The organism is Sphingomonas spermidinifaciens (genome assembly GCF_002351485.1).
Taxonomy (GTDB): Bacteria; Pseudomonadota; Alphaproteobacteria; order Sphingomonadales; family Sphingomonadaceae; genus Sphingomonas; species Sphingomonas spermidinifaciens.
This window is the reverse complement of the sequence record NZ_NWMW01000002.1, coordinates 907,304-930,892: the sequence shown is the minus strand read 5'-3', so window position 1 is coordinate 930,892 and position 23,589 is coordinate 907,304. Positions and strand designations below refer to the sequence as shown.

The window sequence follows — 23,589 nt, the reverse complement described above, 5'->3', positions numbered from 1 at the left end:
CCTTCATGCCCCGGCCCGGCGATGCGACGAACCGCCGGGCGCGAAAATCGGCTCGGCATAGCGTGTCGCACGGCGATTGGGGCGCGACAACCGGGCCGATCGGTGATTTAATCCGACTCCCCCAAACCAGAGCCAAGGAGACCGCAGCAATGCAGACCTCGCACCTGACCGCGCTGGAAGCCAAGCACGCCACGCTCGACCGCCGCATCTCGGCCGAGATCAAGCGACCGCTTCCCGACCAGGCGCTGTTGGCGGATCTGAAGCGTCGCAAGCTCCGCGTGAAGGAGGAGATCGCCGCGATCTGATCGCGGCACCCGCCGCGCCGCGACGGGCGGCGCGGCCCCCCGCTGCCTTCAGCGCTTGAGGCGCGGCGGAGTCGCTGCCGGATAGACGTGCAGCCAGCTCGAATCACTGCCCTTCGCCTTGCGCGACGTCACGGGCTTTCGCGCCAGCATCGGATCGATCGGCTCGTCAAAGGCGATGCCGACGCGACCGTCGGTGGCCCAGGCGATACGCCCGACGACCGGCCCGATCCCGCGAACGTCGATCTCGACGGGCTCACCCAGCGACACCGGCCGCGGGTATTCGGCCATCAGGCCACCGGCGGACAGGTTGCGGATACGCACGTCGGCGGCATTCTCGCCGATGCGGAGCCGCGCGGTGAGAAGCAGGCTGTCGCGCGCGGCATGACGTCCCCTGCCCTTCGCGAGCACGGCGGCATCGGCACTGGGGCGATCGGGCGAACGGTCCATCACGGTCTCGACTACGAAACGGGCATTGCCATCTGACTTACGCGCGGTGTCGAAAGCGTTAACCCGGCGCCCGTCGGCGCCCCGCTATTCCTCGCGCGACACCTTTTCGTTGCGCTCGTGGCGCTCCTGCGCCTCGACCGTCATCGTCGCGATCGGCCGCGCTTCCAGCCGGGCGAGGCTGATCGGCTCGCCGGTAACTTCGCAATAGCCGTACTCGCCTTCGTCGATCCGGCGCAGCGCCGCCTCGATCTTGGAGATGAGCTTGCGCTGGCGGTCGCGGGTGCGCAGCTCGATCGACCAGTCGGTCTCGCTCGACGCGCGGTCGGTCAGGTCGGCCTCGCGCAGCGAGTCGATCTGGAGCTGGCCCAGCGTCACCTGCGCCTCGCGCAGGATCGCGTCCTTCCATCCAAGCAGCTTGGCGCGGAAATAGGCCTGCTGCCGCTCGTTCATGAAAGGTTCGTCGGCGCTCGGACGATAGCCGTCCATCAGGCCGTCATTCGCCGCCGGATCCGGCGCGCTCTCGAATCGATCCAACGCAGTCGCCATGCCACTCTCCACGACCGGGAGCCGGTGCGACACCCCCATGCCGCGAACGCCCGGGACCTCTTGCCTTGGGCTGCGCCTATAGAAGCGGCGAAGGGTCGCTACAAGCACGTTAAATTCGGCCGCAGCCCGGCGGTGAGCCGTGACATAGCCGCGACCGGCTTGCGCGACGGTGAACGCCGCGTTTTCTCAATATAGCGATCGCCCCGCGGCGATTCTGTCCCGGAAGCGGACGTTAACCATAATGGCGACTGTCAAGCGGCGAGAATCCTGCGACGGGACGCCGCGAAGACGGTTAACATCGTTGAACTTAATTCTTTGTTCTGCACTGTGAGTTCATCGGCGGCATGTGGCTGCTTCATCTGATGATCGGCCCGCCGGTTGTCAGTAGCGAAAAGAGATGAGCGGTATGTCGGTAAAGATGGCTCTGGCGAAACTCTGCGCCTGCACTTGTGGCGGCGCCATCGTCGGTGGCGGCGCGGTCCATGTCGCCGAAACGGCGCGGGCCGAGCGCGTGGTGACGAAGCGTGTCGTCGAAAAGCGCGTCGCGGCCAAGCGCGCCTATGCCGGCACCGGCAAGAAGCTCGTCCGCCGCACGATCACCAAAACCGCGCAGTGCCAGCCGCAGACGGTGACGGTGACGACGCAGGGCGCGCCGATCCCCGTGCCCCCGGCGCTCGACGCCCAGCCGATCATCTCGGGCGGCGGCGGCGGCGGTCCCGTCTTCGTCGGCGGCTCGGGCGGGTTCGGCGGCGGCTTTGGCGGCGGCTTCTTCGGGGGCGGTTTCGCGGGCGGCGGCGGGGGCGGCTCGATCGTCATCTCCTCGACCTCGTCGGGCGGCTCGACCAGCACCAGCGGCGGTTCGACCTCGTCGGCCTCGGGCGGTTCGGGCGGGTCGTCCACTTCCTCGGCGTCGGGCGGATCGTCGACCTCGACCGGCGGCGTGTCCTCGACCAGTTCGACCTCGAGCGGCAACGTCTCCTCGACCAGCTCGTCTAGCGGCAACGTCTCGTCTTCTTCGTCCTCGTCGTCGGCGTCCTCGGCCTCGAGCGCGTCGTCGGCCTCCTCCGCGTCGTCGGGCGGGTCGTCGGGCGGGAAGCCCGGCAAGCCTGACAAGCCCGACTATCCGGGCCATGGCTCCTCGGGTTCGAGCGGTTCGTCAGGCTCGTCGGGATCGAGCGGCTCTTCAGGTTCCAGCGGTTCGTCCGGGTCGAGCGCATCGAGCGCCAGCTCGGCTTCCAGCGCCTCCTCGGCCTCGTCGAGCGGGTCGAGCGGCTGGTCGACCTCGGGCGGCTGGTCGAGCACCTCCTCGGGCTCCACCGGCTCGTCGGGTTCGAGCGCGAGCTCGGCCTCCAGCGCCTCGTCGGCATCGAGCGCCAGCTCGTCGGGTTCGAGCGGCTCGTCGGGCGGCCCGCCGCCGACCCCGGTCCCCGCGCCGCCGATGCTGCTGCTGTTCGGCGCCGGCGCCGCGGCGCTGGTCGCCCGCGGCCGCTTCATGAAGCGCAAGGCCGCCTGATTCGCGATCGGCGGGCGCACCGTCCCGCTCAACCGACACTCCCTGCCCCTCCCGTGCCTGACGGGAGGGGCTTTTCATGTCGGCTCAGGCCGCGCTCAGTGCCTTCTCGATCTCAGGCACCGGATGCCCGGTCAGGTCCTTGTCGAGCTCGCCCGCCAGCCGCTGCTCGACCTCCTTGTGATAATGCTTGCGCAGCTCGCCGAGCGTGCGCGGCGGCGCCACCACGATCAACGTCTCGAAATCGTTACGAAGCGCACGCTTCCTGAGCATCTCGGCGGTCTCGGCAGCGAAGCGGTCCTCGGCCATCTGGTGGAAGTCGACGCGCTCCGACGTCGCGCCGCCGCTCGCGAAATTGCTGCCATAGGCGCGTGACGATTGCGACTGGTCCGAGGGGGCGGCGGCCTGATCGCGATCGGGCGGATTGTCCTGTTCGCGCACCCGCTCGACCACCAGGTTGAGATGCTCGGCATCGCCCTGGTTGCGGAAGAACAGCATCTTGCGCCCGTCGGCGACCACCACGAATGCCTCGTGCGGAACCTGCATCGCGTTTCTCCTTGTTTTGGGTCCGCACGATCAACGCGCCCCGGCCCGCGCGGGTTGCGCTCGGGCGGTCTCAAGGGCCATAGCGCGGGCCATGCACGACATCCGCCTGATCCGCGACGACCCTGCCGCCTTCGACGCTGCGCTGGCGAAGCGTGGCCTGTCGCCGCTCGCGGCCGATCTGGTTGCGCTCGACGAGCGCCGCCGCGCGATCGTCACCGAGCTTCAGGTGGGTCAGGCCCGCCGCAACGAGGCATCGAAGGCGATCGGCGCCGCGATGGCCAAGGGCGACACCGCCGCCGCCGAGGCGCTGAAGGCAGAGGTCGCCGCGCTCAAGACCCGCCTGCCGCAACTGGAAGACGAGGAGCGCGAGGTCGCCGGCCGGCTCAAGGCCGCGCTGGAAGTGATCCCCAACCTGCCCGCCGACGACGTGCCGATGGGCGGCGGCGAGGAAGACAATCAGGAGGTCGCCCGCTGGGGCACCCCCCGCGAGTTCGACTTCGCGCCCCGCGAGCACGCCGATCTCGCCCCCGCGCTCGGCATGGATTTCGAGACCGGCGCGCGGCTGTCGGGCGCACGCTTCACCTTCCTGCGCGGGCCGATCGCGCGCCTCCACCGCGCGCTCGGCCAGTTCATGCTCGACGTCCAGACGCGCGAGCACGGGTACGAGGAATGCAACCCGCCCGTCCTTGTCAGGGACGAGGCGATGTACGGCACCGACAAGCTGCCCAAATTCGCCGACGACAGTTTCCAGACGTCCGATCAGCGCTGGCTCATTCCCACCAGCGAAGTCTCCCTCACCGCCAGCGTCATGGGCGAGCTCATCGACGAAAGCGTCCTGCCGCTCCGCCTCACCGCGCTCACCCTCTGCTTCCGGTCGGAGGCGGGCGCCGCTGGGCGCGACACGCGCGGCTTCATCCGCCAGCACCAGTTCGAGAAGTGCGAGCTCGTCAGCATCGTCCGGCCCGAGGACAGCGAGGCGGAGCACGAGCGCATGACCCGCGCGGCCGAGACGATCCTCGAACGCCTGAACCTGCCCTATCGCAAGCTTCTGCTCTGCACCGGCGACATGGGCTTCGGCGCGCGCAAGACCTATGATCTGGAGGTCTGGCTGCCCGGCCAGGGGGCGTGGCGCGAGATCAGCTCCTGCTCGAATACCGGCGCGTTCCAGGCGCGGCGGATGAACACCCGCTACCGCGTCGCCGGCGAGCAGAAGAAGACCGAGTTCGTCCACACGCTCAACGGCTCGGGCCTCGCGGTCGGGCGGACGCTCGTCGCGGTACTCGAGAACTATCAGGAGGGCGACGGCAGCGTGACGGTGCCCGAGGTGCTGCGGCCCTATATGGGCGGCATCGAGCGGCTGGAGACACGCTGATGCGCATCCTCGTCACCAACGACGACGGCTATCACGCCCCCGGCCTCAAGGTGCTGGAGGACATCGCCGCGCAGTTCAGCGATGACGTCTGGGTCGTCGCACCCGCCGACGAGCAATCGGGCGCGGGCCATTCCCTGACCCTCACGCGCCCCTTGCGCATACGCCGCTTCGGCGAAAAGCGGTTCGCGGTCAGCGGCACGCCCACCGATGCGGTCATGATGGCGCTCGCCAAGATCATGGCCGACGCGCCCCCCGACATCATCCTGTCGGGCGTCAACCGCGGCGCGAACCTTGCCGAGGACGTGACCTATTCGGGCACCGTCTCCGCCGCGATGGAGGGGGCGCTGGCGGGCGTTCGTTCGATCGCATTGAGCCAGGTCTATGCGCGCGAGGGGATGGGCGACACCGTGCCCTTCGACGCGGCGATCCATTGGGGGGCGAGGGTCCTCGCGCCGCTGATCGACCTCGACTGGGCGCCGCGAACGCTGGTCAACATCAACTTCCCCGCGCTCCCCGCAGACCAGGTGCAGGGCGTGCGTGTCGTCTCACAGGGCCTGCGCGACTATGGCCGGCTGCAGATCGTCACCAATCGCGATCCGCGCGGCTATGAATATCACTGGTTCGGCCTCGGCCCCGTCGCGGTCGAGACGCCGGCGCACGCCACCGATCTCGAGGCGGTGCAGGACGGTTTCGTCGCGGTGACGCCGCTCCATCTTGACCTGACGCACGCGGAGTCGATGAATAGGCTGATCGCAGCGTATCGCGACTAGGGGGGACGGCATGGGGGACTTGCGGCGCGGGCTGACCGCGATGGGGCCGGCGGCACTGCTTGCCGGCTGCCTGATCCCCGGCGGTGCCGATCGCGCGCCCGCCCCGCCCCCGCCACCCGCGCAGGACGAGCCCATCCGCCGCGACGTGGACGAAAGCGTGCGCGCGCTCCCCGCGCCGCCGCCCGCCTGGGTCGCGCGGCCGGTCACAGCCGATGCTCGGACGATCTCGCCCTCGACCTACATCGTCGAGCGCGGCGACAACCTTCGCCGCATCGCCGACCGCACCGGCGCCGCCAGCGAAGCGATCGCGCGCGAGAATGGGCTCTCGGCGCCTTTCACCATCTTCCCCGGTCAGCGTCTGTCGATCCCCGGCGGCCGCTGGCATCTGGTGCGCGAGGGGCAGACCGGCATCGCCATCGCCCGCGCCTACGGCGTCGAATGGTCGCGCATCGTCGATGCGAACCGGCTTGAAGAGCCCTATATCCTGCGCACCGGCCAGCGTGTGCTGATCCCCGGCGACGCCGCGCGCGCGCCCAGCCGCGCCGAGCGTGCCGCCGCCTTCCGCCTCGACATCGACGATCTCGTCACCGGCAGCCAGCCCGCCATCGCCGAGAATGCCGCGCCGGCCAGACCCGCCGCGACCGCCAAGCGCGTTCTCCCCTCGACGGCCGCCGTGGCAGAGCCCGCGCGGATCACCAGCGGCTTCCAGTGGCCCGTCGCCGGCGGCCGCGTCGTCCGCCGCTTCGGCCCCGGCGCCAGCGGCGAGCGCAACGACGGGATCAAGATCGCCGTCCCGCTCGAAACCCCGGTCACCGCCGCCGCCGACGGCGTCGTCGCCTATGCGGGCAGCGACATCCCGTCATTGGGCGGGCTCGTCATCCTCAAGCATGGCAGCCGCCTGACCTCGGTCTATGGCCATGCCGGCCAGCTCCTCGTCCAGCGCGGCCAGGCGGTGAAGCGCGGCCAGACGATCGCACTCTCGGGCGACACCGGCACCGCCAACCGACCCGAGCTCCATTTCGAAATCCGTGACGGCCGCACCCCCGTCGATCCGCTGACGCGCCTGCCGCGGCGATGAGCGGGCGCGCCGCCCCGGGCACGCTCAGGCGCAAGTCGCAGCTGCCGATCTGGCTTTCGATCGGTTGGCGGGTGACGGCAGTGCTCGGCCTGCTCGCCGTCGCCATCGGCGTCCACTGGCTCGACCGGGAGGGGCTGCGCGACAATTACGACGGCGAGATCAGCTTCGTCGACGTCGTCTATTTCACCTTCATCTCGATCACCACCACGGGCTATGGCGACATCGCCCCCGTGACCGAGCGGGCGCGCCTGTTCGACGCGCTGATCGTGACGCCAATCCGCGTCTTCGTCGTGCTGCTCTTCATCGGCACCACCTATGACTTCGTCCTCAAACGCACATGGGAGAAGTGGCGCATGGCACGCATCCAGCGCGAGCTCACTGGCCACATCGTCGTCGCCGGCTTCGGTCAGACCGGATCAGAAGCGGTCGACGAGCTCATCGCCCGCGGCCGCGACGCGGCAACGATCGTCGTCGTCGACGGCTCGGCCGAGCGTCTGGCGGTGGCCGAGGCGCTGGGCTGCGCGATCATGCTGGGCGACGCGACGCGCGACCGCACGCTGCTCGACCTGCGCATCGCCGACGCCTGCTCGCTGATCGTCGCGGCGGGGCGGGACGACACCTCGATCCTCATCACCCTCACCGCGCGGCACCTTGCCCCCGAGCTGCCGATCAGCGTCATCGTCAAGGCCGAAGACAACGAGCTGCCCGCGCGCGCCGCGGGCGCGACGACGGTCATCAACCCGGTCAGCTTCGCCGGCCTGCTTCTCGCCAGTTCGTGCAGCGGCAGCCATGTCGCCGATTACATGATGGACCTCGCCAGCTTCGACGGCCGAGTGCAACTGGCCGAGCGCGCCGCCCGGCCCGAGGAAGTGGGCAAGCCCCTGACCGCGATCGAGACCGGGCTTGGCGTACGCCTCTATCGCGGCGGCGTCCCGCACGGCTTTTTCGATGCCGAGGCCCGCGCGATCGAGGCGGGCGACGTCATCGTCGAGATTATCCGGCGGCCGGGCACATCGGCATGAACGCAGAAGCATCGCGCGTCCTGCCGATCGTGATGCTGATCGGCTCGAACATCTTCATGACCTTCGCCTGGTACGGGCACCTGAAGCACAAGGGCGCGGCGCTCTCAGCCGTCATCGTCGTCAGCTGGCTGATCGCGCTCCCCGAATACATGCTCGCGGTGCCCGCAAACCGGATCGGCAGCGGCGTCTATTCGGCGGCGCAGCTGAAAGGGATGCAGGAGATCATCACCCTCAGCGTGTTCGCGGTGTTCTCGATCCTCTATCTCGGGCAGAAGGTGACGCCCAATCACCTGATCGGCTTCGCGTTGATCGCCGGCGGCGCGTTCTTCCTGTTCCGCAGTTAGACGTCACCCCGGATCTGATCCGGGCCCTGCTTCTTCGCTGGGAAGGCAACGGGAGCCCGGATCAGGTCCGGGTCGAGCGCCGGTGGATGGCTTTCCCCCACGCCACCGCCCGATCGAACCCCGTCAGCGCCGCCATCGCCGCGCGGTTGGTGATCGTCGGGCGCAGCAGAAAGAGGTCGCACGCCTCGACATGGCCGGTCGCGAACTGGCGCTTGTGCTGTCCCTCGCCCTCCGTGAAGTCGAAGCGTGCATGTCGGCCTTCGTCCATCAGGTCCTTCAGCGCCTCGGCCATCAGCACCGTCCCCGGCGACAATGCGTCGAACCGCTCATCATGGCCGACAAACTCATAGACCACGGTCCCGCGCTCGACCGGGCAATAGAGATAGGCGACCGCTCGTCCCCCGATACACAGCAGCCAGCCGCGCGCCCGGTCTGCCGCAGCCGCGCGCAGCATCGCCTCGACCCATGCGGCATTGCCGGGCAGGCCCATGCCGAGCAGCTTCTCCTGATAGGTCCCCGCCGCCAGCGGGCGGGCGAGCGCATGGAACGCGGCCAGTTCCTCGGGCGTGCGATAGCGTCGCACGTCCAGCGTCCCGCCATCCTCAGCCGCGATCTTCTTGCCCTTGCGCTTCAGCGTCGAACGGAGGTTGCCCGACAGCGCCGCATGATAGGCGCCCCATCCCAGCGTCAGGTCGGCATACCAGCGCCGGTAGCGCTGCCGCTCGGCAACGATCAGCGCACGCGTGTCGAGCCCGGCGACCGCCGCCATAGGCACCGACAGCAGCGAATAGCCGTCCGCCCCTGCCGGCAGGGCGGGGAGCGACGGCAGGCTGCCATCCAATGCATCCTCAAGGCTCACCGCCACGCGCACCAGCTGCCGCCTGAGCGAGGCGACGGTGCGCGTCCCGACCCGAAACGCGATCGGCAGGTCGAGCGCGCCGCTCATGCCGCGTGCTCGGCGACCCAATTCGACCAGAGCTGCTCGGCCCGCCGCCGCGCGGTGCGCAGGCGGTTGGCGGGAAGCGGCCGGTCCGCCTGCCCCAGCCGCATCGCGGGCCGGTCGCGATACCAGGTCGTCGGCAGCACGTCGCGCCGCTCGGCCAGCATCGCGCACAGCGCCTCGAACCGGCGCACATGTACCGCATTTGCCGCGGTGCCCGCGCGATTGGCGAGCTCGAACCCGTGGCTGACGATCGTCACGGCGGCATGATCCTCGCGCGCGGCATGGTCGAGTGCAGCGCGCATCTCGCCCACCGACAGCGCGCAGATCTGGAAGTGGCGCAGCCGCCCAGGCGCTTCCTCGATCAGCGTCACCGGACATTCGACCAGCCCGCGATGCGCGACCGGCGCGATCCGCCCGGGCGGCAGGCTCAGCCCGCTCGGCCAGGGATGCGCCGAGCCATTATGGCTACTGTCATAGTCGATCCCCAGCGCCGCCAGCGCGTCGATCGTGTCGTCATTCGCGGCATAGCTGCCCGCGCGAAACGCCACGGGCCGCTGGCACCCGGCCTCGACCAGCCAGTCGATTGCCTTGGCCAACAGCGCCTGCTGCGCGGCGCGATCGAGATCGACCAGTTCAAACACCCCGTGGCGCTCGCCGCCGTCGCCCGCGGCCGCGCCCATCCAGTTGGGGTGCAGGTGCAACTGCACCTCCTGCCCCGCCGCCAAAATCGGCTCGACGATCGCGCGCACCACCCCGACGCCGTGAATGGCGGCGGGCATCGGATCGACGAAGAAGCACGCCTTCAGCCCATGCTCGGCGAGCATCCTCAGCTGACAGGCGACGCCCACGCCCGCCGGTTCGATCGACCGCGCGACCTGCTCGGCGAGCGGCAGGCGCGCGCAGTGATGCCGCCACATCAACTCGGTATCGACGGTGAGGAACACGGGCGTCATCGCGCGGGCGTAGCGCGGCCGCGTGAAGAAAGCGTGGACGGACGCCTCAACCCGTCACGCACCAGCGCTGGTAATCGTCGCCGATCCGGGGCGCTTCGAACGCCGCCGCCTCGATATCGGCCGAGCCGCCCGCGGCATCCCCTGTCGCTTGCGGACAACCCCGCGCAGATAGCGCGCGGCGGCTAGTTCGGGCGAAAGGCCCAGTGCTTCGGCGCCCTCGACCTCAAGCGTTGCGGTCAGGATGCCGACCGCCCTTGGCGAGCAGTGCGGATGCTCGACAGCCGCCCGTCCTCGACGCGCTGCTGCTGGTCGAAGATCAAGATCTGCGGGCGCGGCGTCGGCAGCTTGCCGGGATCGGGCGCCGGCGCCTGCTTCACCCAGTCGGGCACCGGCTGATAGATCGGCGTGTCACCCGCCCATGCGGGTGCAGCGCTCGCCAGCAGGCAAGCCATGAAGGCGACACGACGCAGCATATGAACCCCCGAATTCACTCCCCGGAGCGGAGGCTAACGTGCGTCGATGAGGCTGACCAGTAGGCGAAGCACGCTTCGTCGCAGCCGAAATTACCGCGCGTGGTAGAAGTCGTACACCTGCTGCGCCGTCCCCTTCGACACGCCCGGCGCCTTCTGCAAATCCTCCAGGCTCGCCGAGCGCACCGCCTTGGCCGTGCCGAAGTGCATCAGGAGCGCTTTCTTCCGCGCGGGGCCGATCCCGGGGACCTCATCGAGCGGCGAGGCGCCCATGGCCTTGGCCCGCTTCTCCCGATGCGCGCCGATTGCGAAGCGGTGGACCTCGTCGCGCAGCCGCTGGAGGTAGAAGAGCACCGGCGAATTGACCGGCAGCTGGAACTCGCGGCCGTCGGCGAGGTGGAAAACCTCGCGCCCCTCGCGCCCGTGATGCGGACCCTTGGCAATGCCGACCACCGTCACGTCCTCGATGCCGAGATCCTCCAGCACCTCAAGCGCGACCGAAAGCTGCCCGCGCCCGCCATCGACCAGCACCAGGTCGGGCCAATCGCCGCGGTCGCGGTCGGGGTCCTCATCCTGCGCGCGCTTGAACCGCCGCGTCAGCACCTCGCGCATCATGGCGAAATCGTCGCCGGGGGCGGTCTCGGCACGCTTGATGTTGAACTTGCGGTACTGGCCCTTTCGGTATCCCTCTGGGCCGGCCACGATCATCGCGCCCAACGCGTTGGTGCCCTGAATATGACTGTTGTCATAGACCTCGATGCGGTTCGGGCTGTCGGGCAGGCCGAACAGCTCGGCCACCTCGCGCAGCAGCCGCGCCTGCGTCGTCGATTCCGCCAGCCGCCGGTCGAGCGCTTCGACCGCGTTCCGCTTCGCCTGCTCGATCAGCCGCCGCCGCGCCGACCGCTGCGGCACCGACAGCGCGACCTTGTAGCCCGCGCGCTCGCTCATCGCCTCGGCCAAGAGCTCGCATTCGGGCAGGTCGCGGTCGATCAGCACGTTCCGCGCCGGCGGCACCTCCTCGTAGAATTGCATCAGGAACTGGCTGAATACCTCGTCCTGGGGCACGTCAGCGACATGCGCGGGAAAGAAGGCACGGTGCCCCCAATTCTGCCCGCCGCGGATGAAGAAGGCCTGGATCCCGATCTGCCCTTCCTTCTCCGCCATCGCGAACACGTCGGCGTCGCCAACCCCCTCGGCATTGATCGCCTGTGTCCCCTGGATGAAGGTCAGCGCCTTCAGCCGGTCGCGCAGGACGGCGGCGAGTTCGAAGTCCATCTTCTCGGCTGCGTCCTGCATCTGCGCGCCGAGCTTGGCCTGCACCTCGGTCGACTTGCCCGCGAGGAAACGCTTCGAATCCGCCACCAGCTCGGCGTAATCCGCCGCGCTGATGCGATCGACGCACGGGGCGGAGCAGCGCTTGATCTGGTAGAGCAGGCACGGCCGGTCGCGCGTGTTGAAGAAGCCGTCGGTACAGGAGCGAAGCAGAAACAGCTTCTGGAGGGCGTTGAGCGTCTTGCGCACCTGTCCCGCGCCGGCGAACGGCCCGAAATAATCCCCCTTCGCCCGCCGGGCGCCGCGATGCAGCTGGACGCGCGGATAGTCGTGATCGGCACGGATCAGGATGAAGGGGAACGACTTATCGTCGCGCAGCAGCACGTTGTAGGGCGGCCGGTAGCGCTTGATGAGCTGCGCCTCGAGCAGCAGCGCCTCTGCCTCGCTATTGGTGGTGACGACGGTCATGCTGCGCGTCTGCGCGACCATGCGCTGCAACCGCTTCGACAGCCGCGCGACCTGGGTATAGTTGGTGACGCGGTTCTTGAGCGCCCGCGCCTTGCCCACATACAGCACGTCGCCGCGCGCATCCTGCATCCGATAGACGCCGGGGCGGGTGGGCAGCGTCTTCACCACATTGCGGATCGCCGCGACGCCGGTCTCGAGATCGGGCGCGTCGGCCCCCTTCACGGCATAGGTGGCAGCGTCTTCGTTGAAGCGGTCGGGGGTACGGACGGACATCGGCGTTGATCTAGGGGGTCGGGCCCGTTCGGTGAAGCGCCATCGCTCTCTCTTTCCGGCGGACGGCCCGGCCCGCCGCTCAGCCGACGATCACCGAAACGCCAGATGCCGGCTGAAGAACGGCAGCACCTTCTCCTGCATCCGCACCGCCACGCGATTGGTGTGGTCGCCGTCATAGACCTCGTAATCATGCGCGATGCCATAGGAGGCGAGCTTGGCGTGCAGCGTCGCGGTGTCCGCCGCCAGCCCGTCCTTGTCGCCCACGTCAAGGCCGATCGCCCTGTATCGCTTCAGGTCCGCCACGTGCTGGTCGACAAACGCCAGCGGCGCATTCGCCGCCCAGCGCGCGAGCACGTCCGCCTTCGGTTTCTCGTCACCAAACGGCAGATCGAGGTAGAGCGGCGCCTTGGCCGGGTTGGGCGACCAGGCCGACGCCGCGGCCAGCGTCGCGCGCTGGAGCCAGCCGAGCTTCTGCGCGTCCTCGATCGTCTTCACCCCGGCGAACGCCGCCTCGGCCTTGGCATCCAGCCCCTGCGCCGTCCGCGCCGACATGCAGCAGGGGCTCATCATGTAGAGCGCGCCGAACACGTCGGCATGGTTCATCCCGATCCTCGACGCGCCGTACCCGCCCATCGAATGGCCAACGAGCCCGCGGCTCTCGCGCTTCGCCAGCGTCCGGTATTTTGCATCGATCGCGGCAACGAGGTCGCGCGACACGAAGGTCTCGAAATCGCCCGTGGTCGGCGAGCGCGAGTACATCGACCCGTTATGCACCGTCTTGCTGTCGGGCATGACGACGATCAACGGCCGCGCGCCCTTGGCGAAGGCGCCCTCGATCGAGCCGGGGACATGGATCTCCTTCGCCCATTGCTCGGCCCCGATCGAATAGCCGTGAAGGGCGTAGAGCACCGGATAGCGCTGGCGCTTGTTCGCGGCATAGCCGGGCGGCAGCAGCACGATCACGTCGCGTGTCGCGGCATTGCCCTCCAGATTGCCCTCGATCGCCGGCGAGCGGACCTTGATCCGCTCGACCGCGACGGGCCTCGCGCCCGCAACCGGCGGTGGCGCGCTCGTGGCAACCTGCGCCTCCGCGCTCCCTACCATCAGCGCCGCCGCGCCGATTGCGATGCCGCACCATTTCCGAACCACCATCATCCGCTCCCTGGTTTTGAACGGTGGTCGGGGGGTTGGAGGATCAAGTCAATCCTATACGATCACACCATCCGCGCCCGCGCCACGCGCTCCAGCACCGTCAGCGGCATCGCGCCGAGTGTCAGCACCTTGTGGAACGCCTTGGGATCCCAGCTCGCCCCCGCCTTGCGCCTCGCCTCGTCGCGCAGGCGCACCCAGACGGTGTGGCCGATCTTGTAGCTGCATGCCTGGCCCGGCCAGACCGTATAGCGGTCGATCTCGCCCTGGCTGCGCCCGCGCGCGATGCCGGTGGTGGCGATCAGATAATCGGTCGCCTTCTCGCGGCTCCACCGCTTGGCATGCATCCCGCTGTCGACGACCAGCCGCGTGGCGCGGAAGAGAAGCGACTGGAGGTAGCCGACCTGCCCCAGCGGATCGCCGTCGTACATGCCCATCTCGTCCGCCAGCTGCTCCGAATAGAGCGCCCAGCCCTCCGAGTAGCCCGAATAGCCGCCGCGGCGGCGGATCAGCGGGATGTCCTCGCTCTCGAGCGCCGACATGACCTGAAGGTGATGGCCCGGCACCCCCTCGTGATAGCTGAGCGTCGCCAGCCCGAATTTGGGCCGGTCGAAGGTGTCGCGCAGATTGATGAAGTAGATCGCCGGCCGCGTGCCGTCGAGCGAGGCCGACTGGTAATAGCCGCCCGGCGCCCCCGCCTGGATCGCAGGCGGTACGCGCCGCACCTCGACCGGTGCCCTGGGCAGCACCCCGAACTGCTCGGGCAGCCGTGCCTCCATCGCCTTTACTTGCGCACGCAACTGTTCGAGCAGCGCCTCGCGGCCAGGATCGGTGTTCGGGTAAAGCTGGTCGGGCCGCTTGTTGAGCGCGACCAGCCGCTCGCCGACCGTCCCCTGCCCCATGCCCTGCTTCTTCAGGATGCCGTCGATCCGCGCGCCGATCTCCGCCACCTGAGCGAGACCGAGCTTGTGGATCTCGTCGCCGCTCATCTCGGTCGTTGTCGCGGCACTCGCCGCGGCGGCATAATAGGCCTCGCCGTCCGGCAGCCGCCACACGCCGGCATCGTGCGCCGCCTTGGCCCGCAATTCGGTCACGAGCGCGCGCTGGCGGTCGAGCGCGGGGAATACCCGCTCTCGCATCAGCGTCGCCACCGCCTGCGCGCGCTCCGGGGGCAGGTTCGCGGTCTTGAGCTTGGCGGCGAGATCCGTCGCAGGCCCGCTCGCCTCGGGCGCGACGTCGCGAACGGCGGCGAGCTGCTTCAGCGCGGTATCGAGAATATAGTCGGGCGCGAACACGCCCTTGGCCGCGTCCTCGCGCTGGCGCTCGGTCTCCGCCTCGATCGCGCGCGGGAACGCCTCCACACGCGCGACATAGGCGTCGGCGTCGGCTGCGTCCTTCACCCGGTGCTGATTGGCGAGGAAATCGGGGGTGTCGCGATACGCGCCGGTCAGCTGGGTCAGCACATAGGGCGCATACCGCCCCGCGCTCGCGCCATAGGTGAAGCGCTCGCCGTCGATGGTGCGATTGAGGCTGTACTCGACGACTTCGTAATCGAGCCGCGCAGTTTCCCCCAAGCGGTCGCGGGGAATGGCCTTGAGCGCGGCCATTTCCTGCTTCGCGCGTGCGAACTGCTTCGCCTGGCCGGCGCGCGAGGTGTCGCCGAGCTTCGACTTCAGATGCGCGCGCGGCCCGGTGTCGAGGCCGAGCGAGGTCGCGCCCTCGGGATTGTCCTCCAGCCGCGCATAAAAGAAGCGGTCGAGCATCGCGCGCAGGTCCGCATCGGCCGTGCCCTGCACCCGCGCGGCGGCGGGCAGCGCGGCGGTCGCGGCGGCAAGGCCCGCGGTCGAAAGAAACTGGCGGCGGCGCATGGCAACTCCCGTAAGCAGATGGTTTCGGCCGAAACCTAGCCGATCGGAGGGACCGCGCAACCGCAACTCGCGCTGACGCGGTCCGGTATTGACGGACGCATGCGGGCGAACCACGCTACCGATCCTGGCACAGGAGGCGTTGATGTCGCTGATCTTTCTGCTCGCACTCGCTCAGGCGGCGCCCACGCCAACCCCCGCCGGCACTGACATCGTCGTCCGGGCGCGCCGCTCGGCCGAAGCGCTGGAGCGGTGCATCGCCACCCGCTGCCCCACCCCCGACGAGGCGCGGTTCGCGATCGCCCATGCCGAGGCGCAGTTCGCGCAGGGCCAGTATCACGATGCCCGCCGCACGCTGCAGGCCGCGCTGTCGCGGCAGAAGGGCAATGCGAAGCGCTTTCCGCGCGTGGTTTCGGCGCTTTACGAAGCGGCCGCGACGGTCAATCTCCATATGGGCGACATGGATGCGTATCGCACCATGACGATCGGCCAGGGCAAGGCGCTGGAAAACCTGCCCCCCGACGACAAGCAGCGGCTGTTGATGCAGCTTCGGCTCGGCGACTTCTGGATCAAGCAGGGCGATCCCTTCGTCGCGCGCAGCCAGTATGCGGATGCCGCGCAAGGGTTCGCGGCGCGCGGCGAACATCAGCTCGCGGCGCTTTCGACTTTGCGGGTCGCGATGGTCGCGCTGGCGATGCGCGACACCAAGGAAACCGAGCAGCGGTTGGACGAGGTGGCGGCCTCTCCCGCCGCGTCGGACACTTCGGTAATGCAGGTCGCATCGGTGGTCAGGGCGCGCCTCGCCACCTATCGCGGCGACGAGAAGGGCGTCGATCACCTGCTCGCGACGCTCAGGACCCAGCCCGACCTGCCGCCGCTCCTCGTCAAGGACGCGCCGGTCGTCTCCGCCGCCAATCTGGCGATTATGCATGCCGACAAGTTCGGCGATGTGCCAGTGCCGACCTGGAAGACGTCGTCACCGCGCATCCGCTGGGTCGATGTGGGCTTCATGGTCGCCCCCGACGGCACCGTCGCCGAGGCTGAGGTCCTGCGCGGCAGCGGGTCGCAGGAGTGGGCGAACCCCTATGTCGCTGCGATCGAGCGGCGCCGATATGCGCCGATAGCCCTGCCGGAGGGGAGCCCCGGCCTCTACCGGGTCGAGCGCATCACGCTGCGGCCCCGGCGCGTCGTGCCCGCCGGATCGCTGGTCAAGCAGCCGGTTGGCCGGGAGTCGGTCGAGGTGCTCGACATCACCCGCGACCCGGCCGCCGCCGCAACCGGCGCCTGACCCGCTACGCCTTTCAGCCCAGCTTCTCGACCTTCGACTGGAGGTCCGCCAGTTGTGCCTTCAGTGCGGCGATCTCTTCGTCCTTGCTATGGGCGGGCGGCGTGCCGGCCGCGGATGCGGGTGCCGCCGGCTTGGGCTTGAACGCTGCGGTCGCCGCCTCGAACATCTCCATGTTGCGCTTGGCGATCTCGGCGAAGGGCGAGTTGGCGAAAGCGCCCTCGACCGCCGACTTGAACTGCTCCTGGTTGCGGCGGAAGCTGTCCATCGACGCCTCCAGATAGCCGGGCACCATCGCCTGCATGCTGTCGCCATAGAGGCTGATGAGCTGGCGCAGGAAGCTGACCGGCAGCATCGTCTGGCCGCGTGCTTCCTCTTCCATGATGATCTGGGTCAGGACATTGTGGGTGATGTCCTCGTCGCTGCGCGCATCGACGACCTTGAAGTCGCGTCCCTCGCGCGTCATCGCGGCCAGATGGTCAAGGGTGATGTAGGAAGAGGTTTCGGTGTTGTAGAGCCGGCGATTGGCGTATTTCTTGATGATGACGGGGCCGTTCCCCGGATTGGCCTTTTTCATCGCTACGGACCCCATCGTTTTGAATGACCTGACCGTAACATCCTTTGTTGACGCGCCGCAACACGGGCCGAGGCCGTTGACCCTATTTCTGTCGATGTTGCGCGAGCATGCCGCAGCATCACCTCAGCGCCGCAGCGCAATAATGGCCGGTCTCGCCGCCTATCAGCGGGCACCGCGCCCGCCCGCGCCGCCGCCGCGCCCCGTGGTCGCGAGCGCGGGCCGCGCGACGCTGCGTGACCATCGCACCGGGCCCGGCGGGGGGCCGCCGGTCGTCTTCGTCCCTTCGCTCATCAACCCGCCGCGCGTACTGGATCTCACGCCCGACAAGTCGCTGCTCGGCTGGCTGGCCGACCAAGGTCACGCGCCACTGCTCGTCGATTGGGGCGACCCCGATCCCGCCGAGCGGACACTCGACATCGCCGCGCATGTCACCGACCGGCTGCTCCCGCTTCTTGCCGCGTTGCCCGAGCCGCCGGTGCTCGTCGGCTATTGCCTGGGCGGGACGATGGCGCTGGCGGCAAGCCTGCTAACGCGGGTCGCCGGGCTTGTGCTGATCGCCGCGCCTTGGCGCTTCTCGGGCTTTTCGGACCGCGCGCGCGCCGACATCGCCGACCTGTGGACCGCGGCCGAGCCCGCCTGCGACCGACTGGGGCTCGTCCCCATGGAAGTACTCCAGACCGGCTTCTGGCAGCTCGACGCGGAGCGGACGCTCGACAAATACGCCCGCTTCGCCGCGCTCCATCCCGAAACCGAGGCGGCCGCCGCCTTCGTCGCGCTGGAGGACTGGTCTAACCAGGGCGCGCCGCTCACTTACGCAGCGGGGCGCGAGCTGTTTGACGACTTCTACGATGCCGATCTGCCCGGCACCGGCCGCTGGCGCGTCGGCGGGCGCGCGATCGATCCGGCGGCACTCGCCTGCCCAGCGGTCGAGTTCGTCTCCGCCGGCGACCGGATCGTCCCCGCCGCGTCGAGCGCGATGCTCCCCGATCGGCGCTTGCTGGGCGCGGGGCATGTCGGGATGGTCGTCGGCTCTCGCGCGCGTGACCAGCTCTGGGAACCGCTCGCCGACTGGTTAAGCGCGCTCTCGCCCGCTAAGAGCGCCCCATCCTGAATCCCTCAAGGAGCTTCGAAGCCCCATGACCGAGATCGTCATCGCCGCCGCCAAGCGCACCCCAGTCGGCAGCTTCCTCGGCGCCTTCGCCGCCACCCCCGCTCACGAACTCGGCCGCGTCGCGATCGAGGCGGCGCTCGATCAGGCGGGCGTCAAGGGCGAGGAAGTGTCCGAGGTGATTCTCGGCCAGGTGCTGACCGCCGCGCAGGGCCAGAACCCCGCGCGCCAGGCGTCGATGGCAGCCGGCGTGCCCAAGGAAGTGCCCGCCTGGGGCGTCAACCAGGTCTGCGGCTCGGGCCTGCGCGCAGTGGCGCTCGGCGCACAGGCGATCGCCAACGGCGACGCCGCGATCGTCGTCGCGGGCGGTCAGGAATCGATGTCGCTTGCCGCGCACGCGGTACCGATGCGCGCGGGCACCAAGATGGGCGACGCGAGCCTCGTCGACACGATGATCAAGGACGGCCTGACCGACGTCTTCAACGGCTATCACATGGGCATCACCGCCGAGAACCTCGCCGAGCAATATCAGGTGACGCGCGGCGAGCAGGACGAGTTCGCGGTTCGCAGCCAGAACCTCGCCGAAGCGGCGCGCAGCGAGGGCCGCTTCAAGGACGAGATCGCGCCGGTGACGATCAAGGGCCGCAAGGGCGACACGGTGGTCGCCGATGACGAGTATATCCGCGCCGGCGCGACCGTGGAGGGCGTCGCCGGGCTTCGCCCCGCCTTCAAGAAGGACGGCACCGTCACCGCCGCCAATGCCAGCGGCCTTAACGACGGCGCCGCCGCGATCGTGCTGATGAGCCGCGAGGAAGCCGACAAGCGCGGTATCCAGCCTCTCGCGACGATCAAGAGCTTCGCCAGCGCCGGCGTCGATCCCTCGATCATGGGCATCGGCCCTGTTCCCGCCAGCCGCCGCGCGCTCGAGAAGGCGGGCTGGACCGTCGCCGACCTCGACCTCATCGAAGCCAACGAAGCCTTTGCGGCACAGGCGCTGGCGGTGGGCAAGGACATGGGGTGGCCGCTCGACAAGGTGAACGTCAACGGCGGCGCGATCGCGATCGGCCATCCGATCGGCGCCTCGGGCGCGCGCGTGCTGACGACGCTGCTGTACGAGATGCAGCGCCGCGACGCGAAGAAGGGCCTGGCGACGCTGTGCATCGGCGGCGGCATGGGCATCGCCATGTGCGTCGAGCGCGACTGATCGGCGCGGCCCTAATTGCAGAACAGCGTGACATATTCGTCACAATTGAAACGACAAAATGCAATTGCGTCATTTTGATGACTTGATGAACGCACCATGAAGCGGTTGTCTCTCCCCTAGTTTTAGCTGGTAAAAAAAGGGGATATGATGCGTATGAACCGCTGGCTGTCCGCAACCGCGGTTGCGGGCATTTCCATCGCTTGTCTGCCGTCGGCGGCTTGGGCGCAAACGCCCCCCGCCGAACAGACAAGTGCCGAACAGGACGCCAATGACCCGTCGGCGATCGCCGAGGATGACGGCGAAATCGTCGTGACCGGATCGCGCATTAGCCGGCCAAACCTGCAGTCATCGAACCCGATCGCTTCGGTTGAGATTGACGAGATCCTGTCGGGCGACATCTCGCTCGGCAATGCGCTCACCAACCTCCCGCAGCTCGGCCAGACGTTTACGTCGGCGAACTCGACCCGGTTCATCGGCACCGCCGGCCTCAGCATTCTCGATCTTCGCAACCTCGGCACTCCGCGTACGTTGGTGCTCGTCAACGGCCGCCGTCATGTCACGTCGCAACCGGGGTCTAACTCGGTCGATGTCAACACGATCCCGATCGACCTGATCGAGCGCACGGATATCTTGACCGGCGGCAACTCAGCCATCTACGGCCCGGATGCCGTCGCAGGCGTCGTCAACTTCGTGTTGAAGCGTAACTATGACGGCTTTTCGCTCCGGGCCCAGGGCGGCGTTTCGGATCGCGGCGACGCCGGCAACTATTTCGTCAGTGCGACGGCCGGCAAGAACTTCGCCGACAACCGCGGCAACATCGCTGCGAATGTTGAGTATGCGCACAGCTCGGTGCTCTATTTCACGCAGCGCGACAATCAGACCGGCGCCTTCAGCGGCCGGACCCAGTTCCAGAATGTCGAGAACACCGGCCAGCAGCTGAACCCGAACGGCGGCGTGATCCGCACCACGCCGGAGCCGGCGACGGGCAACGGAATCCCGGATACCGCGCTTATCAGCGGCGTGCGCAACAACAGCATCTCGAACGGTGGGCTCTTTACCGCGGTCTGCCCGACGGCCGCCGCCGCCGGTGAATCGAACGCCGCCTTCCTGGCACGTCGCGCACGCGTCTGCTCGGGGATCGCCAATCCCGGTTCGGCGAATACGCTGTCTCAGTTCGGCAACACCTATGTGTTCCGTCCAGACGGCTCGCTGGTACGCAACAATTGCATTCAGGACTTCCGCGCATTCGGTTCGGCGAACTGCGTCGGCGGCGAGGGCTCGACGCTGCGCGAGACCGGCATGCTTCAGCCCCGCGTCGATCGTTTCTCGGCCAATCTGCTTGCAAGCTTTGAGTTCTCGCCGGCGTTTCGACCCTTTATCGAGGGGAAGTACAACCGCGTTGAGTCGCTTCAGGAAGGTCAGCCGACCTTCTTCAACAACACGTTCAGCGTGAACAATCCGTTCCTGACCGACCAGGCGCGCAGCACCCTGTTGTCGACGCTCGCCCCCGGCGCAACGACGTTCACTGCACAGCGCTTCAACACCGACTTTGCGGGACGCGGCGAGAGCCACACGCGCGAAACCTTCCGCATCGTCGGCGGCATTGAGGGTACGTTCAACACAGATTGGCGATATGAAATTGCGGCCAACTACGGCCGCTACACCAGCACCTATCAGACGGCCGGCAACGTCCTCCTAGCCGAATATGGCCGTTCGATCAACGCGGTGCGCAATGGTGCGGGCCAGATCGTCTGCGCCGTCAACGCCGATGCTAGCACCACCAACGACGATCCGAACTGCGTGCCCGTCAACCTGTTCGGTAGCGGCCAAGTATCGCAGGCGGCGCTCGACTATTTCGGCTATGTTTCGACGCGAGACGAGAAGGCCGAGCAGTTCGTCGCGTCAGCATTCATGTCCGGTGACCTCAGCCAGCTGTTCGAGCTCCCGGGTGGGCCGGTCGGCTTCGCGATCGGCGCCGAGTATCGCCGTGAAACCGCCTTCGCCGCGTATGACGAGACAACCCGCTCGGGTTTGACCTTCCTCAACGCGATCCAAGATTTCCGCCCCCCCGCGCTTGAAATCAAGGAAGTCTATGGCGAGGTCCGCATCCCCGTCCTGCGCGAGCTGCCATTCGCACATGAGTTGACGTTCGAGGCGGCAGGCCGTCTCAGCGACTATAATGTGGGCAACACGCGCCAGACCTTCACGTGGAACCTGGGCGGCATCTACGCGCCGATCCCGGACATCCGCCTCCGTGCGACGCTCGCGCGAGCCGTTCGGGCGCCCACGCAGAGCAACCTGTTCGCCACCCAGTCGCAGACGTTCGCGAACGGCCTGCTCGACCCATGCGGTCAGCAGAACATCAACAACAATCCCAACCGCGTCGCCAACTGCGCCGCGGCCGGCGTCCCAACGACTCAAACGTTCAACGGCACGACCGAACCGTTCACCAACCGCGCCGCCTCTGGCGTCGCCGGCTTCAACCAGGGCAACTCGCTGCTCGATCCGGAAGAGAGCCGCAGCCTTACCATCGGTGCGGTCATCCAGCCCAACTTCGTCCCCGGGCTGTCGCTGACAGTCGATTATTACGATATCGAAATCGAGCAGGCGATCCAGGGCCTGACCGGCCAGACGATCATCAATCAGTGCTATGACAATGAAGGCGGCATCGACAATCCGTTCTGCGCCGCGGTCTTCCGCAACCCCGACGGCACCTTTGCGGGTCAGCAGGACGTTCTGCACGGCGGGGGCACCGTCCCGCTGACGCGGACGGGTCCGGCGTTTCTCAACCAGCCGTTCAACTTCGCGCGATTCCAGACCAACGGCATCGACTTCGACCTCAACTACACCACCGAAGTTGGCGCGGGCCGTCTGAACCTGCGCGGTATTGTCAGCCACGTGTTCCGCCGGAACAACTTCACCGACGTGTCGCGTCCGGACTTCCGCGATCGGACGCTGTCGGAGATCGGCGAGCCGCGCTGGGCGGGGACGTTCTCGGCGAACCTCGACATGCCGGGCTTCGACGTTTTCTATCAGGTCCGCTATCTGGATAAGCAGGTGACGAGCCTGTATGAAAACTTCTTCCCGTTTGACGGTCGTCCGGCGCTAAACCCGGACCTGCGGACCGAGGTCTTCTATCCCGAGACCTTCTATCACAACATTCGCTTCGGGATTAAGGCGGCGGACGATTTCCGCTTCTACATGGGTATCGACAATATCTTCGACACCCTGCCGCCATTCGACCAGCTCGGCACCGAGGCGAACTCGCCCTATGGCAATCTGGGCCGGATGCTATACGCCGGTGTCACCGCCCGCTTCTGATTGAACGAGCGATCGATAGATCGGGGGGTCGGACGCCTTGGCGTCCGACCCCTTTTCGCTTGACCTCATCAGACGAAACGGCGCATCGATGAACGCCCTTTCCAATTCGGGCTACACGCTCGCCGATCCGCGGCCGATCGCCGAAAGCGCTCTATACCTATTTCCTGCCGAACGACGCCGAGATCGCGGCCGTCGGCATCGGCGACCACGTCAAGCTCGTCTTCGAATATGACGGCCCGGTCGAGAAGTGGGGCGCCGAGCGGATGTGGCTGACGGTGTCCGCGGTCGCCGGATCGACGCTGACCTGCACGCTCGCCAATCAGCCCGACGAGCCGAACGCGCCCGTCAAGCACGGCGACTTCGTGACCGTCGACCGCGCGTTTCTCATCGATATCGACTGGGCGGCGCCCGAGCGGGCACCTCCACCGACGCCGCGCCGCGAATTCTGGGATCGCTGCCTCGTCGATCATTGCGTGTTGGAGGGGGAGCCGATCGACTACCTCTATCGCGAGGATCCCGACATGACGCGGGAGGGCGACCGCTATTCCGACAGCGGGTGGCGCATCCGCGGCTCGGCCGCTGCGATCGAGGTCGACGGACACGGGCCGGAATATATCGCGCTCGGCAAAGTGCTGAACCAAGACGACAGCTGGCTTCCGCTGATCGACGCGCCAATCGGCGCGGCATTCCAGCGCGGCGAAGACGGGGCCTTCTACCCGGCCGATTGACGCCACACACGAAAAAGCCGGCGGAAGCGGCCC

At 68.0% G+C, this 23,589-nt stretch carries 23 protein-coding genes; 11 read left to right on the top strand and 12 right to left on the bottom strand.

All coding sequences use genetic code 11. The features are described from left to right. Nucleotides 1-149: 149 nt before the first annotated feature. A complete protein-coding gene (locus COC42_RS14425) occupies nucleotides 150-305 on the top strand; it encodes a YdcH family protein (RefSeq protein WP_096343970.1) in 156 nt (51 codons plus the stop codon). A 48-nt stretch (nucleotides 306-353) separates the two neighbouring features. On the opposite strand, the gene COC42_RS14420 is transcribed toward COC42_RS14425, so the two are convergent. The 5 genes from COC42_RS14420 to COC42_RS14400 form a co-directional block, all read right to left on the bottom strand. Then, on the bottom strand, nucleotides 354-752 hold the full coding sequence (locus COC42_RS14420) for a PilZ domain-containing protein (RefSeq protein ID WP_096343969.1): 399 nt from the start codon (nucleotides 750-752) through the stop codon (nucleotides 354-356). 84 nt (nucleotides 753-836) lie between these two features. Further along, the gene (dksA, locus tag COC42_RS14415) at nucleotides 837-1,298 is read right to left on the bottom strand and encodes an RNA polymerase-binding protein DksA (RefSeq protein WP_096344231.1); all 462 of its coding nucleotides are present in this window, start codon (nucleotides 1,296-1,298) and stop codon (nucleotides 837-839) included. 558 nt (nucleotides 1,299-1,856) lie between these two features. Next, complete coding sequence (locus COC42_RS14410; RefSeq protein ID WP_245844161.1) at nucleotides 1,857-2,411, bottom strand: hypothetical protein; 555 nt, start codon at nucleotides 2,409-2,411, stop codon at nucleotides 1,857-1,859. A 6-nt stretch (nucleotides 2,412-2,417) separates the two neighbouring features. Continuing rightward, complete coding sequence (locus COC42_RS14405) at nucleotides 2,418-2,843, bottom strand: hypothetical protein (RefSeq protein ID WP_245844158.1); 426 nt, start codon at nucleotides 2,841-2,843, stop codon at nucleotides 2,418-2,420. Between the two features lie 52 nt (nucleotides 2,844-2,895). After that, nucleotides 2,896-3,354: a host attachment family protein gene (locus COC42_RS14400; RefSeq protein ID WP_096343967.1), complete on the bottom strand. Its 459-nt coding sequence runs from the start codon at nucleotides 3,352-3,354 to the stop codon at nucleotides 2,896-2,898. 91 nt (nucleotides 3,355-3,445) lie between these two features. Here COC42_RS14400 and serS point away from each other — a divergent pair, with 91 nt between their 5' ends. From serS to COC42_RS14375, 5 genes are read left to right on the top strand one after another with little or no spacing between them, the layout of a single operon-like run. After that, on the top strand, nucleotides 3,446-4,726 hold the full coding sequence (gene serS, locus COC42_RS14395) for a serine--tRNA ligase (protein ID WP_096343966.1): 1,281 nt from the start codon (nucleotides 3,446-3,448) through the stop codon (nucleotides 4,724-4,726). After that, a complete protein-coding gene (gene surE / locus COC42_RS14390) occupies nucleotides 4,726-5,496 on the top strand; it encodes a 5'/3'-nucleotidase SurE (RefSeq protein ID WP_096343965.1) in 771 nt (256 codons plus the stop codon). The genes serS and surE overlap by 1 nt, the downstream gene beginning before the upstream one ends. A gap of 10 nt (nucleotides 5,497-5,506) precedes the next feature. After that, nucleotides 5,507-6,574: a M23 family metallopeptidase gene (locus tag COC42_RS14385; RefSeq protein WP_096343964.1), complete on the top strand. Its 1,068-nt coding sequence runs from the start codon at nucleotides 5,507-5,509 to the stop codon at nucleotides 6,572-6,574. After that, entirely contained in the window at nucleotides 6,571-7,596 is a 1,026-nt protein-coding gene (locus tag COC42_RS14380; RefSeq protein WP_096343963.1) for a potassium channel family protein, read from the top strand. Before COC42_RS14385 ends, COC42_RS14380 begins: the two co-directional genes overlap by 4 nt. Then, nucleotides 7,593-7,940, top strand: a complete 348-nt coding sequence (locus COC42_RS14375) for a DMT family protein (RefSeq protein ID WP_096343962.1) — start codon at nucleotides 7,593-7,595, stop codon at nucleotides 7,938-7,940. Before COC42_RS14380 ends, COC42_RS14375 begins: the two co-directional genes overlap by 4 nt. A gap of 61 nt (nucleotides 7,941-8,001) precedes the next feature. On the opposite strand, the gene COC42_RS14370 is transcribed toward COC42_RS14375, so the two are convergent. From COC42_RS14370 to COC42_RS14345, 6 genes are all read right to left on the bottom strand, one after another. Then, nucleotides 8,002-8,886, bottom strand: a complete 885-nt coding sequence (locus COC42_RS14370) for a GNAT family N-acetyltransferase (protein WP_096343961.1) — start codon at nucleotides 8,884-8,886, stop codon at nucleotides 8,002-8,004. Further along, a complete protein-coding gene (locus tag COC42_RS14365; protein WP_176484695.1) occupies nucleotides 8,883-9,836 on the bottom strand; it encodes a polysaccharide deacetylase family protein in 954 nt (317 codons plus the stop codon). The genes COC42_RS14370 and COC42_RS14365 overlap by 4 nt, the downstream gene beginning before the upstream one ends. Nucleotides 9,837-10,072: 236 nt before the next feature. Beyond that, a complete protein-coding gene (locus COC42_RS14360) occupies nucleotides 10,073-10,309 on the bottom strand; it encodes a hypothetical protein (RefSeq protein WP_096343960.1) in 237 nt (78 codons plus the stop codon). Nucleotides 10,310-10,399: 90 nt separating this feature from the next. Then, complete coding sequence (gene uvrC, locus COC42_RS14355) at nucleotides 10,400-12,319, bottom strand: excinuclease ABC subunit UvrC (RefSeq protein WP_096343959.1); 1,920 nt, start codon at nucleotides 12,317-12,319, stop codon at nucleotides 10,400-10,402. Between the two features lie 90 nt (nucleotides 12,320-12,409). Then, nucleotides 12,410-13,471, bottom strand: a complete 1,062-nt coding sequence (locus COC42_RS14350; protein ID WP_217991295.1) for an alpha/beta hydrolase — start codon at nucleotides 13,469-13,471, stop codon at nucleotides 12,410-12,412. Nucleotides 13,472-13,533: 62 nt separating this feature from the next. Further along, a complete protein-coding gene (locus COC42_RS14345; RefSeq protein ID WP_096343957.1) occupies nucleotides 13,534-15,336 on the bottom strand; it encodes a DUF885 domain-containing protein in 1,803 nt (600 codons plus the stop codon). Between the two features lie 142 nt (nucleotides 15,337-15,478). On the opposite strand from COC42_RS14345, the gene COC42_RS14340 reads away from it, so the two are divergent. Continuing rightward, nucleotides 15,479-16,621: a hypothetical protein gene (locus tag COC42_RS14340; RefSeq protein ID WP_096343956.1), complete on the top strand. Its 1,143-nt coding sequence runs from the start codon at nucleotides 15,479-15,481 to the stop codon at nucleotides 16,619-16,621. Between the two features lie 13 nt (nucleotides 16,622-16,634). On the opposite strand, the gene phaR is transcribed toward COC42_RS14340, so the two are convergent. After that, nucleotides 16,635-17,195 carry a polyhydroxyalkanoate synthesis repressor PhaR gene (gene phaR / locus COC42_RS14335; RefSeq protein ID WP_096343955.1) on the bottom strand — a complete coding sequence of 187 codons (561 nt, stop codon included), beginning with the start codon at nucleotides 17,193-17,195 and terminating at the stop codon, nucleotides 16,635-16,637. A 94-nt stretch (nucleotides 17,196-17,289) separates the two neighbouring features. Between phaR and COC42_RS14330 the strand changes: the two genes are divergently transcribed. The 4 genes from COC42_RS14330 (at nucleotide 17,290) to COC42_RS14315 (ending at nucleotide 23,556) form a co-directional block, all read left to right on the top strand. Further along, nucleotides 17,290-18,306, top strand: coding sequence for an alpha/beta fold hydrolase (locus COC42_RS14330; protein ID WP_425442862.1), 1,017 nt, complete (start codon nucleotides 17,290-17,292; stop codon nucleotides 18,304-18,306). Nucleotides 18,307-18,331: 25 nt separating this feature from the next. Beyond that, on the top strand, nucleotides 18,332-19,507 hold the full coding sequence (locus COC42_RS14325) for an acetyl-CoA C-acetyltransferase (RefSeq protein ID WP_096343954.1): 1,176 nt from the start codon (nucleotides 18,332-18,334) through the stop codon (nucleotides 19,505-19,507). Nucleotides 19,508-19,654: 147 nt separating this feature from the next. Continuing rightward, nucleotides 19,655-22,828, top strand: a complete 3,174-nt coding sequence (locus COC42_RS14320) for a TonB-dependent receptor domain-containing protein (RefSeq protein WP_096344227.1) — start codon at nucleotides 19,655-19,657, stop codon at nucleotides 22,826-22,828. Nucleotides 22,829-23,091: 263 nt separating this feature from the next. Further along, nucleotides 23,092-23,556 (top strand): immunity protein Imm33 domain-containing protein, encoded by a 465-nt coding sequence (locus COC42_RS14315; RefSeq protein ID WP_096343953.1) that lies wholly within the window; start codon nucleotides 23,092-23,094, stop codon nucleotides 23,554-23,556. The last annotated feature ends 33 nt before the right edge of the window (nucleotides 23,557-23,589 follow it).

Bases quoted from the DNA above. Each gene is read 5' to 3' on its own strand.
- COC42_RS14425 (WP_096343970.1), top strand. From the start codon at position 150: ATGCAGACCTCGCACCTGACCGCGCTGGAAGCCAAGCACGCCACGCTC.
- COC42_RS14420 (WP_096343969.1), bottom strand. From the start codon at position 752: ATGGACCGTTCGCCCGATCGCCCCAGTGCCGATGCCGCCGTGCTCGCG.
- dksA (WP_096344231.1), bottom strand. From the start codon at position 1,298: ATGGCGACTGCGTTGGATCGATTCGAGAGCGCGCCGGATCCGGCGGCG.
- COC42_RS14400 (WP_096343967.1), bottom strand. From the start codon at position 3,354: ATGCAGGTTCCGCACGAGGCATTCGTGGTGGTCGCCGACGGGCGCAAG.
- serS (WP_096343966.1), top strand. From the start codon at position 3,446: ATGCACGACATCCGCCTGATCCGCGACGACCCTGCCGCCTTCGACGCT.
- surE (WP_096343965.1), top strand. From the start codon at position 4,726: ATGCGCATCCTCGTCACCAACGACGACGGCTATCACGCCCCCGGCCTC.
- COC42_RS14385 (WP_096343964.1), top strand. From the start codon at position 5,507: ATGGGGGACTTGCGGCGCGGGCTGACCGCGATGGGGCCGGCGGCACTG.
- COC42_RS14380 (WP_096343963.1), top strand. From the start codon at position 6,571: ATGAGCGGGCGCGCCGCCCCGGGCACGCTCAGGCGCAAGTCGCAGCTG.
- COC42_RS14375 (WP_096343962.1), top strand. From the start codon at position 7,593: ATGAACGCAGAAGCATCGCGCGTCCTGCCGATCGTGATGCTGATCGGC.
- COC42_RS14370 (WP_096343961.1), bottom strand. From the start codon at position 8,886: ATGAGCGGCGCGCTCGACCTGCCGATCGCGTTTCGGGTCGGGACGCGC.
- COC42_RS14365 (WP_176484695.1), bottom strand. From the start codon at position 9,836: ATGACGCCCGTGTTCCTCACCGTCGATACCGAGTTGATGTGGCGGCAT.
- COC42_RS14360 (WP_096343960.1), bottom strand. From the start codon at position 10,309: ATGCTGCGTCGTGTCGCCTTCATGGCTTGCCTGCTGGCGAGCGCTGCA.
- uvrC (WP_096343959.1), bottom strand. From the start codon at position 12,319: ATGTCCGTCCGTACCCCCGACCGCTTCAACGAAGACGCTGCCACCTAT.
- COC42_RS14350 (WP_217991295.1), bottom strand. From the start codon at position 13,471: ATGGTGGTTCGGAAATGGTGCGGCATCGCAATCGGCGCGGCGGCGCTG.
- COC42_RS14345 (WP_096343957.1), bottom strand. From the start codon at position 15,336: ATGCGCCGCCGCCAGTTTCTTTCGACCGCGGGCCTTGCCGCCGCGACC.
- COC42_RS14340 (WP_096343956.1), top strand. From the start codon at position 15,479: ATGTCGCTGATCTTTCTGCTCGCACTCGCTCAGGCGGCGCCCACGCCA.
- phaR (WP_096343955.1), bottom strand. From the start codon at position 17,195: ATGAAAAAGGCCAATCCGGGGAACGGCCCCGTCATCATCAAGAAATAC.
- COC42_RS14330 (WP_425442862.1), top strand. From the start codon at position 17,290: ATGTTGCGCGAGCATGCCGCAGCATCACCTCAGCGCCGCAGCGCAATA.
- COC42_RS14325 (WP_096343954.1), top strand. From the start codon at position 18,332: ATGACCGAGATCGTCATCGCCGCCGCCAAGCGCACCCCAGTCGGCAGC.
- COC42_RS14320 (WP_096344227.1), top strand. From the start codon at position 19,655: ATGCGTATGAACCGCTGGCTGTCCGCAACCGCGGTTGCGGGCATTTCC.
- COC42_RS14315 (WP_096343953.1), top strand. From the start codon at position 23,092: ATGTGGCTGACGGTGTCCGCGGTCGCCGGATCGACGCTGACCTGCACG.